The organism is Achromobacter spanius, assembly GCF_002812705.1.
Taxonomy (GTDB): Bacteria; Pseudomonadota; Gammaproteobacteria; order Burkholderiales; family Burkholderiaceae_B; genus Achromobacter; species Achromobacter spanius.
This window is the reverse complement of the sequence record NZ_CP025030.1, coordinates 6117823-6134729: the sequence shown is the minus strand read 5'-3', so window position 1 is coordinate 6134729 and position 16907 is coordinate 6117823. Positions and strand designations below refer to the sequence as shown.

General features: G+C 63.7%; 13 protein-coding genes. 9 read left to right on the top strand and 4 right to left on the bottom strand.

Annotated features, from left to right (window positions below; translation table 11 throughout):
- Positions 1-195 precede the first annotated feature (195 nt).
- The 3 genes from CVS48_RS27845 to puuE are packed head-to-tail and all read right to left on the bottom strand — an operon-like array spanning position 196 to position 4166.
- Positions 196-1425 carry a M20 family metallopeptidase gene (locus tag CVS48_RS27845; RefSeq protein ID WP_100857254.1) on the bottom strand — a complete coding sequence of 410 codons (1230 nt, stop codon included), beginning with the start codon at positions 1423-1425 and terminating at the stop codon, positions 196-198.
- A 6-nt stretch (positions 1426-1431) separates the two neighbouring features.
- Complete coding sequence (gene uraD / locus CVS48_RS27840) at positions 1432-3210, bottom strand: 2-oxo-4-hydroxy-4-carboxy-5-ureidoimidazoline decarboxylase (RefSeq protein ID WP_100857253.1); 1779 nt, start codon at positions 3208-3210, stop codon at positions 1432-1434.
- Positions 3211-3221: 11 nt separating this feature from the next.
- Positions 3222-4166, bottom strand: coding sequence for an allantoinase PuuE (gene puuE, locus CVS48_RS27835; protein WP_100857252.1), 945 nt, complete (start codon positions 4164-4166; stop codon positions 3222-3224).
- 212 nt (positions 4167-4378) lie between these two features.
- On the opposite strand from puuE, the gene uraH reads away from it, so the two are divergent.
- Both uraH and CVS48_RS27825 read left to right on the top strand, forming a co-directional pair.
- Complete coding sequence (gene uraH, locus CVS48_RS27830; RefSeq protein WP_100857251.1) at positions 4379-4741, top strand: hydroxyisourate hydrolase; 363 nt, start codon at positions 4379-4381, stop codon at positions 4739-4741.
- A gap of 215 nt (positions 4742-4956) precedes the next feature.
- On the top strand, positions 4957-6162 hold the full coding sequence (locus tag CVS48_RS27825) for a urate hydroxylase PuuD (protein ID WP_100857250.1): 1206 nt from the start codon (positions 4957-4959) through the stop codon (positions 6160-6162).
- 76 nt (positions 6163-6238) lie between these two features.
- On the opposite strand, the gene CVS48_RS27820 is transcribed toward CVS48_RS27825, so the two are convergent.
- Positions 6239-7255, bottom strand: a complete 1017-nt coding sequence (locus tag CVS48_RS27820) for a 1-aminocyclopropane-1-carboxylate deaminase (RefSeq protein WP_050449820.1) — start codon at positions 7253-7255, stop codon at positions 6239-6241.
- Between the two features lie 194 nt (positions 7256-7449).
- Here CVS48_RS27820 and CVS48_RS27815 point away from each other — a divergent pair, with 194 nt between their 5' ends.
- The 7 genes from CVS48_RS27815 to CVS48_RS27785 all read left to right on the top strand — a co-directional run bounded on the left by CVS48_RS27815 (position 7450) and on the right by CVS48_RS27785 (position 16802).
- Positions 7450-7920: an Lrp/AsnC family transcriptional regulator gene (locus CVS48_RS27815; protein WP_100857249.1), complete on the top strand. Its 471-nt coding sequence runs from the start codon at positions 7450-7452 to the stop codon at positions 7918-7920.
- Between the two features lie 331 nt (positions 7921-8251).
- Entirely contained in the window at positions 8252-11119 is a 2868-nt protein-coding gene (locus tag CVS48_RS27810; protein ID WP_100857248.1) for a 2-oxoglutarate dehydrogenase E1 component, read from the top strand.
- Between the two features lie 103 nt (positions 11120-11222).
- Positions 11223-12452, top strand: coding sequence for a 2-oxoglutarate dehydrogenase complex dihydrolipoyllysine-residue succinyltransferase (gene odhB / locus CVS48_RS27805; RefSeq protein ID WP_100857247.1), 1230 nt, complete (start codon positions 11223-11225; stop codon positions 12450-12452).
- A gap of 129 nt (positions 12453-12581) precedes the next feature.
- Complete coding sequence (gene lpdA, locus CVS48_RS27800; protein ID WP_100857246.1) at positions 12582-14009, top strand: dihydrolipoyl dehydrogenase; 1428 nt, start codon at positions 12582-12584, stop codon at positions 14007-14009.
- 80 nt (positions 14010-14089) lie between these two features.
- Positions 14090-15181 carry a cell division protein ZapE gene (gene zapE / locus CVS48_RS27795; RefSeq protein WP_100857245.1) on the top strand — a complete coding sequence of 364 codons (1092 nt, stop codon included), beginning with the start codon at positions 14090-14092 and terminating at the stop codon, positions 15179-15181.
- A gap of 159 nt (positions 15182-15340) precedes the next feature.
- Positions 15341-15850: a sigma-70 family RNA polymerase sigma factor gene (locus tag CVS48_RS27790; RefSeq protein ID WP_242001426.1), complete on the top strand. Its 510-nt coding sequence runs from the start codon at positions 15341-15343 to the stop codon at positions 15848-15850.
- Entirely contained in the window at positions 15843-16802 is a 960-nt protein-coding gene (locus CVS48_RS27785) for a FecR domain-containing protein (RefSeq protein ID WP_100857243.1), read from the top strand. The genes CVS48_RS27790 and CVS48_RS27785 overlap by 8 nt, the downstream gene beginning before the upstream one ends.
- The last annotated feature ends 105 nt before the right edge of the window (positions 16803-16907 follow it).

Sequence of the window (16907 nt, the reverse complement as noted above, 5' to 3'; positions counted from 1 at the left end):
TCTTGTGTACGGGGAATGTATACAGCCAGGCGGGGTTCTCGAAATAGAGGAAAACCCGAATCAAATAGACATTATTAGTTACGTTGTGTAGGAAAGTTAGGGGTGTACGGCAGAGGGGGCGGTGGTGGGCAGTGATGTGCCATGACGCCGCGCGCGGGCGGCGTCATGGGTTGCCGAAACTCAGGTGGCCGTAACTCAGACCGGTTGAAGCAGGTCCGACAGGGTGCGCGCGATGACCTTGGTGGCCCGGCGCAAGTCTTCCAGCACGACGCGTTCGTCGTTGCGCTTGGCGTGTGATTCCAGCACGGTGCGCGGGCCGGCGCCGTAGATCACGCCGGGAATGCCGGCTTCGCCGTACAGGCGTACGTCGGTATAGAGCGGCGTGCCCATGGCGGGAATGGGTTCGCCAAAGAGCGCTTCGCCATGCTTCTGGATGGCGTCCACCAGGGGCTGATTGCCCGGCAGCGGGCGCATCGAATTGGCCAGCAGCAGGCGTTTGATGTCGATCGTTATTCCTGGCGTGGCGGCCGCCGCCTCCTGGATGATCCGGCGGATATCCGCTTCCACTTCAACGGCGTTTTCTTCGGGGATCATGCGACGGTCCAGCTTGAAGCTGACCTTGCCGGGCACCACGTTCGTGTTGGTGCCGCCTTCAATGCGTCCGACATTCAGGTAGGGATGGCTGATGCCGGGCACGTCCGACGTAATGTCCTGGTAGCGCGCGTTTTGTGCGTACAGCGCATTCAGGATCTTGACCGCGCCTTGCAGTGCGTCCACGCCGGTTGAAGGAATGGCGGCATGCGCCATCTTGCCGTGCACCGTCACTTCCATTTGCAGGCAGCCGTTGTGCGCGGTGACCACTTCATAGCTGAACCCGGCGGCGATCATCAGGTCGGGCTTGGTCAGGCCTTGCGACAGCAGCCAGCCGGGGCCCAGCAAGCCGCCGAATTCTTCGTCATACGTAAAGTGCAGTTCAACGGCGCCATGGCTGGGCTTGGCCACGGCTTCCAATGCGCGCACGGCATAGGTGAAGCTGGCGAAGTCGCTTTTGCTGACGGCGGCGGCGCGGCCGTACAGGCTGCCGTCTTCGATTTCAGCGCCATAGGGGTCGTGCTGCCAGCCGTCGCCGGGGGGCACCACGTCGCCGTGGGCGTTCAGCGCCACGCGCCTGCCCGGGCCGTACTCGCGCCGCACGATCAGGTTGGTGATGGATTCCATGCCGTAGTCCCGCACCTCTTGCGTTGGAACGGCGTGGGCTTCGGCTTCAAGGCCCATTTCCTTGAGCAGTTCGGCGGTGCGGACCGCGTGCGGGGCGTTGTTGCCGGGCGGTGTGTCGGTGGGTACGCGCACCAGCGATTGCAGGAAGCGCACCTGCTCGTCGAAGTGGGCGTCGACCCAGGCGTCTAGTCGGGCGTAGTCAGTCATGGCGTTTTAGCGTTTGATGTCGTTGGCAAGATCGTCCAGCAGGCCTTGCATGGCTTGCGCGGCCAGTTGGATGTCGTCTCGGGTGGTGGATTCGCGGGGGTTGTGGCTGATGCCGTGGTTCTGGCCGCGCACGAAAAGCATGGCTTGGGGCATGACTTCGTGCAGCTTCATGGCGTCGTGCCCGGCGCCGCTGGGCATGCGATGCACCGGCACGCCCAGCGCATCGACGGCGCGTTCCCAGCGCTGTTGCCACGCGGGCGCGCTGGGCGCGGCCGCGGCGCGCATGGTTTCTTCCAGCGCATAGCGCAGGCCGCGGCGTTGGCAGATGGCGTCAAGTTCGGCCAGCACGTCGTTCACCAGCGCGTCGCGTTGCGGATCGCTGGGGGCGCGCAGGTCCAGGCTGAAGCGGCATTCGCCCGGCACCACGTTGATGGATCCGTTGGGCACTTCCAGCATGCCGATGGTGCCGACCGAATCGCCGTCACGCGCCGCGCGCTGTTCCACATACAAGGCCAGCTCGGCCGTTGCGGTGGCCGCATCGCGGCGCCGATTCATGGGCGTGGTGCCCGCATGGCAGGCCATGCCGAAGATCTGCGCCTGGTAGCGCACGCTGCCGTTGATGGACGTGACGATGCCCAGCGGCAGGCCCATTTCGTACAGCACCGGGCCTTGTTCGATGTGGACTTCGACAAAGCCCAGGTAGCGCGACGGGTCGCGGCGCAGCTTGGGGATGTCGTCAATGCACAGGCCCGCATGCAGCATGGCGTCGCGCATGGTGACGCCCTGGGCGTCTTGCTGGTCCAGCCATTCGGGTTTGAAGTGGCCGATCAGTGCGCCGGATCCCAGGAAGGTGGCGCGGTAGCGCTGGCCTTCCTCTTCGGCAAAGCCGATCACTTCCAGGTGGTAGGGCAGGCGGCGGCCCTGGCGGTGGAGTTCGCGCACGCAGGCCATGGGCACGAAGATGCCCAGGCGGCCGTCGTATTTGCCGCCGTTGCGCACGGTGTCGTAATGGCTGCCGGTCATCAGCGTGGGGGCGTCGGCGTGGTCGGCGCGGTAGCGGCCCACCACGTTGCCCACCGCGTCGATTTCCACTTCGTCGAAGCCGCAGTCGCGCATCCAGTGCGATATGCGTTGCGCGCAGGCGCGGTGCGCCTCGGTCAGATAGGTGACGGTAAGCTGGCCCTTCTCGGCGTAGCCGGGGTCGCTATGGATGCTGAGGCGTTCCTGCCAGTCCCAGATATCGTTACCCAGGCTCAGGTCCACGCCGAATTTATCCGCCAGGCGGATCTCGACGATGCGGTGGATGTTGCGCAGCGCTTCCTGGCGTTCGACGTCGGGCGGGTTGTCGAGCCGGCGCGCGAATTCATCGATGATCTGCTGTCGGTTCAGACCCGTGCCGCGCGCGCCGCGCACGGCCAGGATGAAGGGAAAGCCGAAGCGGGCGTTGTAGTCGGTGTTCAGTTGCTGCAAGCGCGCCAGTTCGTCCGGCGAGCAATGCGTGAGCCCCGCTTGGTCTTGTTCGTTGGTGGATTCCGCGGTCAGGCTGTTTTGCAGCATGGCGCGGCCGGCCAGTTCCGGGTGCGCGCGGATCAATGCCAACTGCGCTTCGATATCGGCCTGGTCCAGCACCTGCCGCATCTGGTCTTGCAGATGCGCCAGGGACCGAAAAGGGCGCGCCGCCAACGCTGCCCGCGCGATCCACGGCGAATGTTCGTACAGGCCGTCAAGGATGGCTAGCGCCGCCTCGGGCGTGGCGGCATTGAGTTGTTCCAGCGTGTGGGGCATGGTTGTCGCGCTCAATGGTTGGGAAGGTAGGGATGGGTGGCTTTCCAGTGCCGGGCGATATCCAGGCGGCGGCACACCCAGACGCGGTCGTGGCTGGCGATGTGGTCCAGAAACCGTTGCAACGCCGTGATGCGGCCCGGGCGCCCCAGCAGCCGGCAATGCATGCCGATGCTGAGCATCTTGGGCGCGTCATCGCCTTCGGCGTAGAGCACGTCGAAACTGTCTTTCAGGTACTGGAAGAACGGGTCGGCGTGCGAGTAACCCTGGGGCAGGGCAAAGCGCATGTCGTTGCAGTCCAGCGTGTAGGGCACGATCAATTGCGGCACGACGGCGCCGTCGCTTTTTTGTACCTGCATCCAGAAGGGCAGGTCGTCGCCGTAGTAGTCGCTGTCGTATTCGAAACCGCCGTAGTCCGCCATCAGACGGCGCGTGCGGGGGCTGTCGCGCCCGGTGTACCAGCCCAGCGGCCGCGTGCCCGTCAACTGCGTGATGGCGTCCATCCCTAGGCGCATGTGTTCGCGCTCGGTGGCTTCGTCCACGTTCTGGTAGTGCACCCATCGCCAGCCATGGCAGGCGATTTCGTGGCCCAGTTCGGTGAATGCTGCCGTCAGTTCGGGATGGCGCTGCAAGGCCATGCCCACGCCGAATACCGTCAGCGGCAGTTGCCGTTTTTCGAATTCGCGCAGGATGCGCCACACGCCGGTACGCGACCCATATTCATAGATGCCTTCCATGCTGAGATGGCGGTCGGGGTAGCTGGCGGGGTTGAACATTTCCGACAGGAATTGTTCGGAGCCTGGGTCGCCATGCAGCACGCTGTTTTCGCCGCCTTCTTCGTAATTCAAAACGAATTGCACAGCGATGCGAGCCCGGCCCGGCCATTGCGCGTGGGGCGGGTTGCGGCCATAGCCGACGAGGTCGCGGGGGTACGGAAGCGTGGAATCGTAGGTGTTCATGAATGGATGGGCACAGAGCGGTGGGGCACAGAGCCGTGGGGCACAAAGCCGTGGGGCACCAAGCCGATAAGCGCGGCAGGGCGCGGGTGGGCGGACGGTTTCATGATGGGCTAAACAATAGCTGGAAAGCAATTAGCTGTATACAATTTATGTACATCATTAAGGATAACCATAAGATCACCGGGCACACCGCCCGACGCACAGGAGACATCATGGGATTGACCACACACGTACTCGACACCATGCACGGGTGCCCGGCCGAGGGCATGGCGGTTGCGCTGTATTCCACCGGACCTCGCACCGACGGCGCTTCGGCCACGCTGCTCAGCCAGTTCACCTTGAACCACGACGGCCGCAGCGCCCAACCGCTGTTCAACGACGCAGAGCTGAAGGTAGGCACCTACCGGCTCGTGTTCGATGTGGCCGGTTACTTCAAGGCCCGCGGGGTGGCCTTGCCCGAGCCCAATTTCCTGAACCTGGTCAGTCTGGATTTTGGCGTGGCGCATGCCGATCAGCACTATCACGTTCCGCTGCTGGTCAGCCCCTGGAGCTATTCCACCTATCGTGGGTCATGATGGCCCTAGGCCGGCATCAGGGTATTCCTGATGCCAGGACGGCCAGCCTTCCGTAGCTTTGTAAACAAAACCTGCATACAATTTCGCGGATCTCGATCGCAGCGGTGCGGGGCTTATCAACCAGGCCTTGTGCGCGATCTATCTCTGCTTACAGCGCCCGCGGTGGTAGGCAGTGCGGCGGAGCCTGTCAAGGCCCGCCCACTGCGGGGGCGTGGATGGAAAGCTATTACCTGGATTGGGTCAACCTGTTGCTGCGTTGGGCCCACATCATTACCGGCATCGCGTGGATCGGTACCTCGTTCTACTTTGTGATGCTGGACAACAGCCTTGAAAAGCCGCAAGACGCCGAGTCGCTCGACAAGGGCGTGGGTGGCGAGCAATGGGCGGTACACGGCGGCGGCTTCTACAACATGCAGAAGTACGCGGTGCAGCCCAAGAAGCTGCCCGAACATCTGCATTGGTCGTTCTGGGAAAGCTACAGCACCTGGCTGACCGGCTTCGCGCTGTTCACCGTGTCGTACCTGTGGAATGCCAGCACCTATCTGATTGACCGGTCGAAAATGGATTGGCAGCCCGGCACCGCCGTGGCGGTGGCGCTGGCGTTCTTCGTCGTGTTCTGGATTGTCTACGACGGCATCTGTCGTTTGTTCGGCCGGGGCAAGCATGGCGACACCATCGTGGGCGTGCTGGTCGCGGTATTCATCGCCCTGGCGTCCTGGCTGGCTTGCCATTGGTTCGCGGGCCGGGCCGCGTTCCTGCTGGTTGGCGCAATGATGGCCACCACCATGAGCGGCAACGTGTTCTTCTGGATCATCCCCGGACAGCGCAAGAACGTGGCGGCGATGCGCGCGGGCAAGCCGGTCGACCCGGTTCATGGCCAGCGCGGCAAACAGCGCAGCGTGCACAACACCTACTTCACGCTGCCGGTGGTGTTCACCATGATGAGCAACCACTACAGCTTCACCTATACCCATCACTACAACTGGATCGTGCTGCTGCTGATCATGCTTGGCGGTGCGGCGATACGCCAGTTCTTCGTGGTGCGCCATCGTTTCAAGCTGGGCAACGCACGCAACCCGCTGCCGTATGTGTTGCTGGGCTTGGCGGTGCTGGGCTTGACCATTGCGTGGATGCGGCCCGCGCCCGTGGCGGCATCGGCGGCGGTGGCCGCGCCCGCCGAGGTGGCGTTTGCAGAGGTACGCCATGTGTTCGACCAACGCTGCCTGCTTTGCCACGGCGAGCAGGTGCAGATGAAGAACGTGCGCCTGGATTCCGCTGAGCAGATCGCGGTCCACGCCCAGGCCGTGTACCAGCAAGTGGTTGTGTCGAAAATCATGCCGATGGCCAATTCCACCGGCATGACCGACGACGAACGCGCGTTGATCGGCGCGTGGTTCCAGGCCGGCGCAAAGACCCGGTAGCCGGGGTGGGGCCGGTCAGCGCAAGTCGCCCGCCGGCCAGCCCATCGCCCCGAAGCCGGCGGGCGGGCCGTCGGCGTCAGCCGTTGCGGTACAGAAAGCTGTAGGCGTTGATCGCCGGCACCCCTCCCAGGTGCGCATACAGAACCTTCGACCCAGCCGGAATCTCGCCTCGGCGAACCAGATCCATCATGCCCTGCATGGACTTCCCCTCGTAAACCGGGTCGGTCATCATGCCCTCCAGCCGCGCGCAGGTGCGGATGGCGTCGTTGGTTTCGGCCGACGGCAAGCCGTACGCGGGGTAGGCGTAGCGCGTATCCAGCACCACGTCGCTGTCGGCGATGCCTGCTTCCAGCCCCACCATATCCGCGGTGCGGCGCGCGATGCGCAGGATCTGCGCGCGGGTTTGCTCGGGCGTAGCCGATGCGTCGATGCCGATCACGCGGTTGGCCCGGCCGTCCGCCGCAAAGCCCACCACCATGCCGGCCTGCGTGCTGCCAGTGACGGCGCAGACCACGATGTAGTCAAACTTGAAGCCCAGGTCGGCTTCCTGGCGGCGCACTTCCTCGGCAAAGCCCACATAGCCCAGGCCGCCCAGTTCGTGATCGGACGCGCCGGCGGGAATGGCGTAGGGCTTGCCGCCTCGTTTGCGCACGTCTTCCAGCGCCTCTTCCCAACTGCGGCGAAAGCCGATGTCAAAGCCCTGGTCCACCAGCCGCACGTCGGCGCCCATCAGGCGGCTCATCATGATGTTGCCCACGCGGTCGTAGACGGCGTCGGAATAGTCCACCCAGTTTTCCTGCACCAGCACGCAGGCCAGGCCCAGCTTGGCGGCCACCGCGGCCACCATGCGAGTGTGGTTGGATTGAATGCCGCCGATAGTGACCAGCGTGTCGCAACCTTGCTCCAGCGCTTGCGGGATCAGGTATTCCAGCTTGCGCAGCTTGTTGCCGCCAAACGCCAGGCCGCTATTGCAGTCTTCGCGCTTGGCGTAGATGTCGACCTTGCCGCCCAGATGCGCGGACAGGCGTTCAAGTTTTTCGATGGGGGTGTCGCCGAAGGTCAGGCGATGTCGGGGAAATCGTTGCAGATCCATGCGGGCTCCTGATGAAGGCATTCCGGCCGGCGAGTGAGGCTCGGATGGGAAAAATCATAGGAATTGCGGGTGGAAGTGGTCAATTGCGTATTGAAGACCAAATGGAATATAAAAATCGATGGCTAATCAGATTTTCGATTTAATATTTTTTCAGACTCGACATTAACCAGATAATATTTTTGGGGACGTATTAAATGGCCGCGCTTTCTGGACTGGACCGTATCGACCGGCACATTCTTCGCGTCTTGCAGGACGACGCGCAGATCACCAACCTGGATCTGAGCGCGCGCGTCCACCTGAGTCCTGCGGCCTGCTTGCGGCGCGTGGAAAAGCTGAAGGCCGAAGGCATCATCAAAAAGACGGTGGCGTTGCTTGAACCCGCCGAGGTCGACATGGCCACGCTGGTCATCGTGGGAGTGGTGCTGGACCGGTCCACGCCGGATTCCTTCACCGACTTCGAGGAAGCGGCGCGCGGCATCAGCGGCTGCCTGGAATGCCACCTGGTGGCGGGCGAGTTCGACTACTTCCTGATGCTGCGCATACGCGACCTGGAACGCTTCAACAAGCTGCATGCGGGCGAGATCATCAAGCTGCCCGGCGTACGCCAGATTCGCACCTTTTTTGTGTTGAAAGAGATCTTGTCGACGACGGCCTTGCCGGTGTGACGCGGCTAATGCGCAACACTCGCGCATCGAAGTGCTCAGCAATGACGCACTGCGGCATTTTGGAATGGCAGAAATTGGTGGCGTGTAGACGTCGCAATGTCAGGGGTTGGCTGGACATTCCGCGGCCGCATGCAGGCATTCCGAAAGGGCTTTTTGCACCACAAAAATGTCTGAAGACGCCCGTAAACTCAAAGGGTTATACTGCTCGGCATACGGCTTTCAAGGCTTGTACGCGCCTTCTGCCCCCTGCGATCCGCTAAACGGGAAGCCCGTGTCGCGGAAGGTTTTTCCTGCATCGTGTCGAGTGAAGCACTCGTAAAGGTGAAGCGATATGTCTTCGGAAATAGAATCTCTATCCACGTCTTATCTCTTTGGCGGTAACGCGCCATATGTTGAGGAGCTTTACGAAGCCTACCTCGACAATCCCGGTTCGGTTCCTGATAACTGGCGCGAATATTTCGACCAGTTGCAGCACGCTCCCGCTACCGACGGCCAAGAGTCCACTCGTGACCAGGCCCATGCTCCCATCGTCGAATCGTTCGCCCAGCGCGCGAAGGCCAATGCCTTTGTGCAACGCACGGCTGAACCCGATCTGAGCGTCGCCAGCAAGCAGGTGTCTGTGCAATCGCTGATTGCCGCCTACCGCTCGCTGGGCTCGCGCTGGGCCGACCTGGATCCGCTCAAGCGCCAAGAGCGCCCGCCGATCCCCGAACTGGATCCGGCCTTCTACGGCCTGACCGAAGCCGACCTGGACCAAACCTACTCGGCCACCAACACCTACTTCACGACCGCCAGCACCATGACGCTGCGCGACATCCTGAAGGCGCTGCGCGACACGTATTGCCGCAGCATCGGTGCTGAATTCACGCACATCTCCGACCCCGCCGCCAAGCGCTGGATCCAGGAACGCCTGGAAACCACGCTGGGCGCGCCGGCCTACTCGGCCGAAGAAAAGCGCCACATCCTGCAGCAACTGACCGAGTCCGAAGGGCTCGAGCGCTTCCTGCACACCAAGTACGTCGGCCAGAAGCGCTTCTCGCTGGAAGGCGGCGAAAGCTTCATCGCCTCGATGGACGAAGTGGTGAACCACGCCGGTGAAAACGGCGTCCAGGAAATCGTGGTCGGCATGGCCCACCGCGGCCGCCTGAACCTGCTTGTGAACATCATGGGCAAGATGCCCGGCGACCTGTTCGCCGAGTTCGAAGGCAAGCACGCTGAAGGCCTGACCGACGGCGACGTGAAGTACCACAACGGCTTCTCGTCCGACCTGTCCACCCGTGGCGGCCCGGTCCACCTGTCGCTGGCGTTCAACCCGTCCCACCTTGAAATCGTCAACCCCGTGGTCGAAGGCAGCGCGCGCGCTCGCCAGGAACGCCGCGGCGACGCCGAAGGCAAGACCGTGCTGCCGGTGCTGGTGCACGGCGACGCGGCTTTCGCCGGCCAAGGCGTGGTGATGGAAACCCTGAACCTGGCCCAAACCCGCGGCTACGGTACGGGCGGCACGCTGCACATCGTCATCAACAACCAGATCGGCTTCACCACGTCCGACCCGCGTGACTCGCGTTCGACGTTGTATTGCACCGACGTGGTCAAGATGATCGAAGCCCCGGTGTTCCACGTCAACGGCGACGACCCCGAAGCCGTGGTGTTCGTCACCAAGCTGGCTCTGGACTACCGCCTGCAATTCCGTCACGACATCGTCGTGGACATCGTTTGCTTCCGCAAGCTGGGCCACAACGAGCAAGACACCCCGTCGTTGACGCAGCCCCTGATGTACAAGCGCATCGGCCATCACCCCGGTACGCGCAAGCTGTACGCCGACAAGCTGACCACGCAAGGCGTGCTGGCCGAAGGCGAAGCCGATCAACTGGTCAAGGACTACCGTCAACTGATGGAAGACGGCCAGCGCACGATCGAACCCGTGCTGACCGACTACAAGAGCAAGTACGCCATCGACTGGTCGCCGTTCCTGGGCGCCAAGTGGACCGACCAGGCCGACACCGCCGTGCCGCTGGCTGAACTCAAGCGCATCGGCGAACGCATCACGACGGTTCCGGAAGGCTTCACGGTGCACCCGCTGGTCGCCAAGCTGCTGAACGACCGCCGCACGATGGCCAAGGGCGAACTGAACCTGGACTGGGGCATGGGCGAACACCTTGCCTTCGCCACCCTGGTGTCCTCGGGCTACGCCATCCGCATCACCGGCCAGGATTCGGGCCGTGGCACGTTCACGCACCGCCACGCCGTGCTGCACGACCAGAACCGCGAACGCTGGAACGACGGCACCTACATTCCGCTGCAGAACGTGTCGGACGGCCAGGCGCCGTTCACCGTCATCGACTCCGTGCTGTCCGAAGAGGCGGTGCTGGGCTTTGAATACGGCTACTCCAGCGCTGAACCGAACACGCTGACCATCTGGGAAGGCCAGTTTGGCGACTTCGTCAACGGCGCCCAGGTCGTGATCGACCAGTTCATCAGCTCCGGCGAAGCCAAGTGGGGCCGCCAGTCGGGCCTGACCCTGATGCTGCCGCACGGCTACGAAGGCCAAGGCCCCGAGCACTCGTCGGGCCGCATCGAGCGCTTCCTGCAACTGTGCGCCGACAACAACATGCAAGTGGTCCAGCCGACCTCTGCCTCGCAGATCTTCCACGTTCTGCGCCGCCAGATGATCCGCCCGTTCCGCAAGCCGCTGGTGCTGTTCACGCCGAAGTCGCTGCTGCGCAACAAGGACGCGGGTTCGCCCCTGACCGACCTGGCCGGCGGCAGCTTCCAGCCGGTGATCGGTGAAGTCGACGAGGCCATCGACGCCAGCAAGGTCAAGCGCGTTCTGGCTTGCTCGGGCAAGGTGTACTACGACCTGGTCAACGCCCGCCGCGAGCGTGGCGCCGACCACGTCGCCATCGTCCGCGTCGAGCAGTTGTACCCGTTTGCGCACAAGGCGTTCGAGACCGAACTGCGCAAGTACCCGAAGGCCACCGAAGTGATCTGGGTTCAGGACGAACCGCAGAACCAAGGCGCCTGGTTCTACGTTCAGCATCACGTGTACGAGAACATGGTGGAAGGCCAGAAGCTGGGCTACGCCGGCCGCGCCGCGTCGGCATCGCCGGCCGTGGGCTACCTGGCCAAGCACCAGGAGCAGCAGAAGGCCCTGATCGAAACGGCTTTCGCGCCCAAGTTCAAGGTCATGTTGACGAAGTAACGCTGACTTGATGCACGCGCCGCGCGCGGCAAGCGTTTTGGAACCCGGTTTCGAACCTTGCCGCGCAGCGTGACCAGAACACAAACTTTACGGAACAAACAAAATGGCTATTACCGACGTCGTTGTCCCCCAACTTTCCGAATCCGTCTCCGAAGCGACCCTGCTGACCTGGAAGAAGCAGCCGGGCGCTGCCGTTGAAGCGGACGAAATCCTGATCGAAGTCGAAACCGACAAGGTTGTGCTGGAAGTGCCGGCTCCCGCTTCGGGCGTGCTGGCTGAAATCGTCAAGGGCGATGGCAGCACCGTGACCTCGGGCGAAGTGCTGGCCCGTATCGACACCGCCGCCAAGGCCGCCGCCGCCGCGACCGCCCCGGCCGAAGCCCCCAAGGCTGCCGAGCAAGCCCCCGCCGCTCCCGCCGCTGCGCCGGCCTCGTCGGCCGCTGCCGGCGTGGCATCGCCCGCCGCCGCCAAGATCCTGGCCGAGAAGGGCGTTGACGCCGCTTCCGTGTCGGGCACCGGCCGCGACGGCCGCGTGACCAAGGGCGACGCCCTGGCCGCTTCGGCTCCCGCCGCCAAGGCTGCTCCGGCCAAGGCCCCGGTCGCTCCGGCCCCGACCACGCTGTCCCTGGACGGCCGTCCGGAACAGCGCGTGCCGATGAGCCGCCTGCGCGCCCGCATCGCCGAGCGCCTGCTGCAATCGCAACAAGAAAACGCAATCCTGACCACGTTCAACGAAGTGAACATGCAAGCGGTCATCGATCTGCGCAGCAAGTACAAGGACAAGTTCGAAAAGGAACACGGCATCAAGCTGGGTTTCATGTCGTTCTTCGTCAAGGCCGCTGTGGCCGCGCTGAAGAAGTACCCGCTGATCAACGCGTCGATCGACGGCAAGGACATCATCTATCACGGCTACTTCGACATCGGTATCGCTGTCGGCAGCCCGCGTGGCCTGGTGGTGCCGATCCTGCGCAACGCCGACCAACTGTCCATCGCTGAAATCGAAAAGACCATCGCCGACTTCGGTCGCCGCGCCGCTGACGGCAAGCTGGGCATTGAAGAAATGACCGGTGGCACGTTCTCGATCTCCAACGGTGGCGTGTTCGGTTCGATGCTGTCGACCCCGATCATCAACCCGCCGCAATCGGCCATCCTGGGCGTGCACGCCACCAAGGATCGCGCTGTTGTCGAAAATGGCCAGATCGTCATCCGTCCGATGAACTACTTGGCCCTGTCCTATGACCACCGCATCATTGACGGCCGCGAAGCCGTGCTGGGCCTGGTCGCCATGAAGGACGCCCTGGAAGATCCGCAGCGCCTGTTGCTGGACCTGTAATCTCGACGCCCCGCGCGGCGCCGCTCCGGGCCTTCCGGCCCGCGGCGCCCCGGCAGGCTCTCTGCCTGCCTCCGGCTCGCAAACGTCGGGCGGGGCGTGTTCCACCCCACACTCATCCGCGAGAACACTATGTCCAAACAATTTGACGTCGTCGTGATCGGCGCAGGCCCTGGCGGCTACATCGCCGCCATTCGCGCAGCCCAACTGGGCATGTCGGTCGCTTGCATCGACGCCTGGCAAAACGGCCAAGGCGGCCCGGCTCCCGGCGGCACCTGCACCAACGTCGGCTGCATCCCGTCCAAGGCGCTGCTGCAATCGTCCGAGCACTTTGAACAAGCCAACCACCACTTCGCCGAGCACGGCATCGAAGTCAAGGGCGTCAGCCTGAAGCTCGACACGCTGATCGGCCGCAAGAACACGGTGGTCAAGCAGAACAACGACGGCATCCTGTACCTGTTCAAGAAGAACAAGGTCACCTTCTTCCACGGCAAGGGCGCGTTCAGCGGCCAAGTGGAAGGCGGCTGGGCCATCAAGGTCACCGGCACCGCCGAAGAAGACCTGATCGCCAAGCACGTGGTGGTGGCGACGGGTTCGTCCGCGCGCGAACTGCCCGGCCTGCCGTTCGACGAAAAGGTCGTGCTGTCCAACGACGGCGCACTGAACATCGGCGCCGTGCCGAAGACGCTGGGCGTGATCGGCGCCGGCGTGATCGGCCTGGAAATGGGCAGCGTGTGGCGCCGCCTGGGTTCGGAAGTGACCATTCTGGAAGCGATGCCGGAATTCCTGGCCGCCGCTGACGGCCAAGTGGCCAAGGAAGCGCTGAAGGCGTTCACCAAGCAAGGCCTGAACATCCAGATGGGCGTGAAGATCGGCGAGATCAAGGCCACCGCCAAGTCGGTGACCGTGCCCTACGTCGACGCCAAGGGCGCCGAGCAGAAGCTGGTGGTCGACAAGCTGATCGTCTCGATCGGCCGCGTGCCCTACACCGGCGGCCTGAACGCCGACGCCGTGGGCCTGAAGCTGGACGAACGCGGCTTCGTGGCCGTGGACGGCGACTGCAAGACCAACCTGCAAAACGTCTGGGCAGTGGGTGACGTGGTGCGCGGCCCGATGCTGGCGCACAAGGCCGAGGAAGAAGGCGTGGCGGTTGCCGAGCGCATCGCCGGCCAGCATGGCCACGTCAACTTCGACACCGTGCCGTGGGTCATCTACACGTCGCCGGAAATCGCCTGGGTTGGCAAGACCGAGCAACAACTCAAGGCCGAAGGCCGCGAGTACAAGGCCGGCAGCTTCCCGTTCCTGGCCAACGGCCGCGCCCGCGCGCTGGGCGACACTACCGGCTTTGCCAAGGTGATTGCCGATGCCAAGACCGACGAAGTCCTGGGCGTGCACATTGTGGGCCCGATGGCCTCGGAGCTGATCTCGGAAGCCGTGACCATCATGGAATTCCGTGGCGCCGCCGAAGACATCGCCCGCATCTGCCACGCGCACCCGACTCTGTCGGAAGCCGTGAAGGAAGCCGCTCTGGCCGTGGACAAGCGCGCGCTGAACTTCTAAGCGTGCTTGACCGGAGCTAGACAGGGGGCGGGTTCAAGGACCCGCCCTTTTTTCATTTTGCTTGGTTGAACTAAGTCCCCATGAACGTCCGCGAATACTACGAACACGCCTTGGCCGAACGTGGCTACAAGCCCGATGCCGCGCAAAAGCAGGCTATCGACCGCTTGCAGCGCTATTACGACGAATGGGTCAAGTTCAAGTCGATGCGCTCGAACGCGCTGAAGAAGCTGCTGAACCGCCCCGATGTGCCGCGCGGCGTGTATCTGTGGGGCGGAGTGGGGCGCGGCAAGAGCTTCCTGATGGATGCCTTCTATGCCACCGTGCCGGTCGTGCGCAAGGCGCGGCTGCACTTTCACGAATTCATGCGCGGCGTGCATCGCGAGCTGGAAGAAGTGAAGGGCATGCAGGACCCGCTGGACGAGGTGGCCAAGCGAGTCGCCAAACGCTATCGCCTGATCTGCTTTGACGAATTCCATGTGTCGGACGTGGCGGACGCCATGATCCTGCACCGGCTGCTGTTGAAGCTGTTCGAGTACGGTACGTCGTTCGTCATGACGTCCAACTACGAGCCGTCCACGCTGTACACCGACGGCCTGCACCGCGACCGCGTGTTGCCCGCGATCAAGTTGATTCAGTCGCGCATGGACGTGCTGAATGTGGACGCCGGGGTGGACTACCGCCGCCGTTCGCTCGAGCAGGTGCAGTGCTATCACACGCCGCTGGACGAGCGCGCGCAAGCCGCGCTGCAAAAGGCCTTCGACAGCCTGGCCGATACGCCGCCGCAAGAACCCCTGCTGCACATCGAGCACCGCGAAATTCGCGCGGTGGCGCTGGCGGGCGCGGTGGTGTGGTTCGACTTCGCCACGCTGTGCGGCGGCCCGCGTTCGCAGAATGATTATCTGGAACTGGCCAGCCGCTTCCATGCCGTGATCTTGTCCGGCGTGCCGAAGATGGGGCCGCGCCAGGCGTCCGAGGCGCGTCGCTTCACGTGGTTGATCGACGTGTTCTATGACCACCGCGTCAAGCTCATCATGTCGGCCGAGTGCGAACCTGAAGAGATCTACACGGAAGGCGCGCTGGCCAATGAATTCCATCGCACCGTGTCGCGCATTCTGGAAATGCAGTCGCGCGAATACCTGGAATCCGAACGCCGGTCGACGGCGACGTTGTAGTAATGCCGCAAGCGGCCCGCATGGCGCGGGCCGCCTGAAGATAGCATTGGTAATGCAAGTCATTATCAATTAACATTTTGAGACTTCAGGTCCCGCACCGCCGTCTCAATCGTGCCTTCCCCCTTGCTCTCCTCATCGGCCCCGTGTGCCGACGCCGTCATCGCGTCCGTTGACGGGCTCGTCGATAGCCGCGTTGATAGTCTCTACCGCGAGCATCGCCCCTGGCTGTTCGGCTGGCTGCGCCGCAAGCTGGGCTGCGACCACCGCGCGGAAGACCTGGCGCAGGATGTGTTCGTGCGGGTGATCCAGGGGCGCAAAGCCGTGCGCGCCCATGACGCGCGCGCCTTGTTGACCACGATTGCGAAGGGGCTGGTGGTGGACCACCAGCGCCACGCCGCGCTGGAATACGCCTACCTTGGCTATCTTTCCACGCTGCCGCAGGCTTATGCGCCGTCACCCGAGACGCAGGCCGAACAACTGCAGGCGCTGGTGCGTCTGGACCACTTGCTGGACGGCCTGCCTCCCAAGGCCCGAGCCGCGTTCTTGATGTCGCAGCTGGATGGGCTGACCTATCCCGACATCGCACAACGCCTGGGCGTCTCCCTGAGTTCCGTACAACAGTACATGGTGCGCGCGATGACCGCGTGCTATGCGGCGTTCTATGAATAACGCCGCGCACGGCATGCCGCCGGACCCGGTCGTGCGCCAGGCCATTGCCTGGTGGGCCAAGCTGCAAAGCGGCGTGGCCGACGCGCACGACCGGGAATCCTGTCGCGCCTGGCTGGAAGCGGATGCCGCGCACCGGCAGGCTTGGGAACGCCTGGAAGCGATCGGCCGCGACGCGCGGCGGGTGCCTGCGCCGCTGGCGCATGCGGCGCTGAATGCCCCGGCGTCTTCGGGGCGCCGCGCGGTATTGCGGTCGCTGCTCGGGGTTAGCGCAATTTCCGCGATGGGGTGGGCGGGCTATCGGCACACGCCCTGGCAGCGCCTGACGGCAGACTTGAGCACGCGCGTGGGCGAACGCCGCAGCGTGGCGTTGGCCGACGGCTTGCGCATCATCTTGAACAGCGACAGCGCGGTGCGCGTGCATGTGTCGGGCAGCGAGCGTGGCATTGATCTGTTGCGCGGCGAGATGCTGGTCGACACCGAGCCGCGTCCGGGCGTTGACGCGTTGCGCGTGGACTCGGGCCATGGCGAATTGCGAGCCGAGCGAGCCCGCTTTGATCTGCGACGCACGGATACGGATTCGCGCTTGGGCGTGTACGAGGGCAGCGTCGCTTTGCTGCGCGATGGGGCCTGGACCCAAGCCAGCGCGGGCGAACGCCTGGCTTTCTCAGACGCGCATGACGTCGTGCGCAAGGCCTCGGACCCGGACCGCCTGGCCTGGGTGGACGGCTTGGTGGTCGCCAAGGAATGGCGTCTGGATGACTTCGCGCGCCATCTGGCGCGCCAGCGCGTGGGTGTGATTCGGGTGGACCCGGCCGTCGCAGGGCTGAGGCTATCAGGCGTCTTTCCCTTGGACGATGCCGAACGCGCGCTCAGGGCGCTTGAACCCGCGCTACCCATTAGCGTCAGTCGGCACACCCAGTACTGGTTGCAGGTCGGACCACGCCAGATCTGACCGTTACAAACTTTTTTGCCCGACGCATTGCAGGTTTTCGTTTCCCGTACGGAAAGGCAGAGATAGATCACCGTACAGGGAGAGTTTCGTGTCTGCTTCATCTCA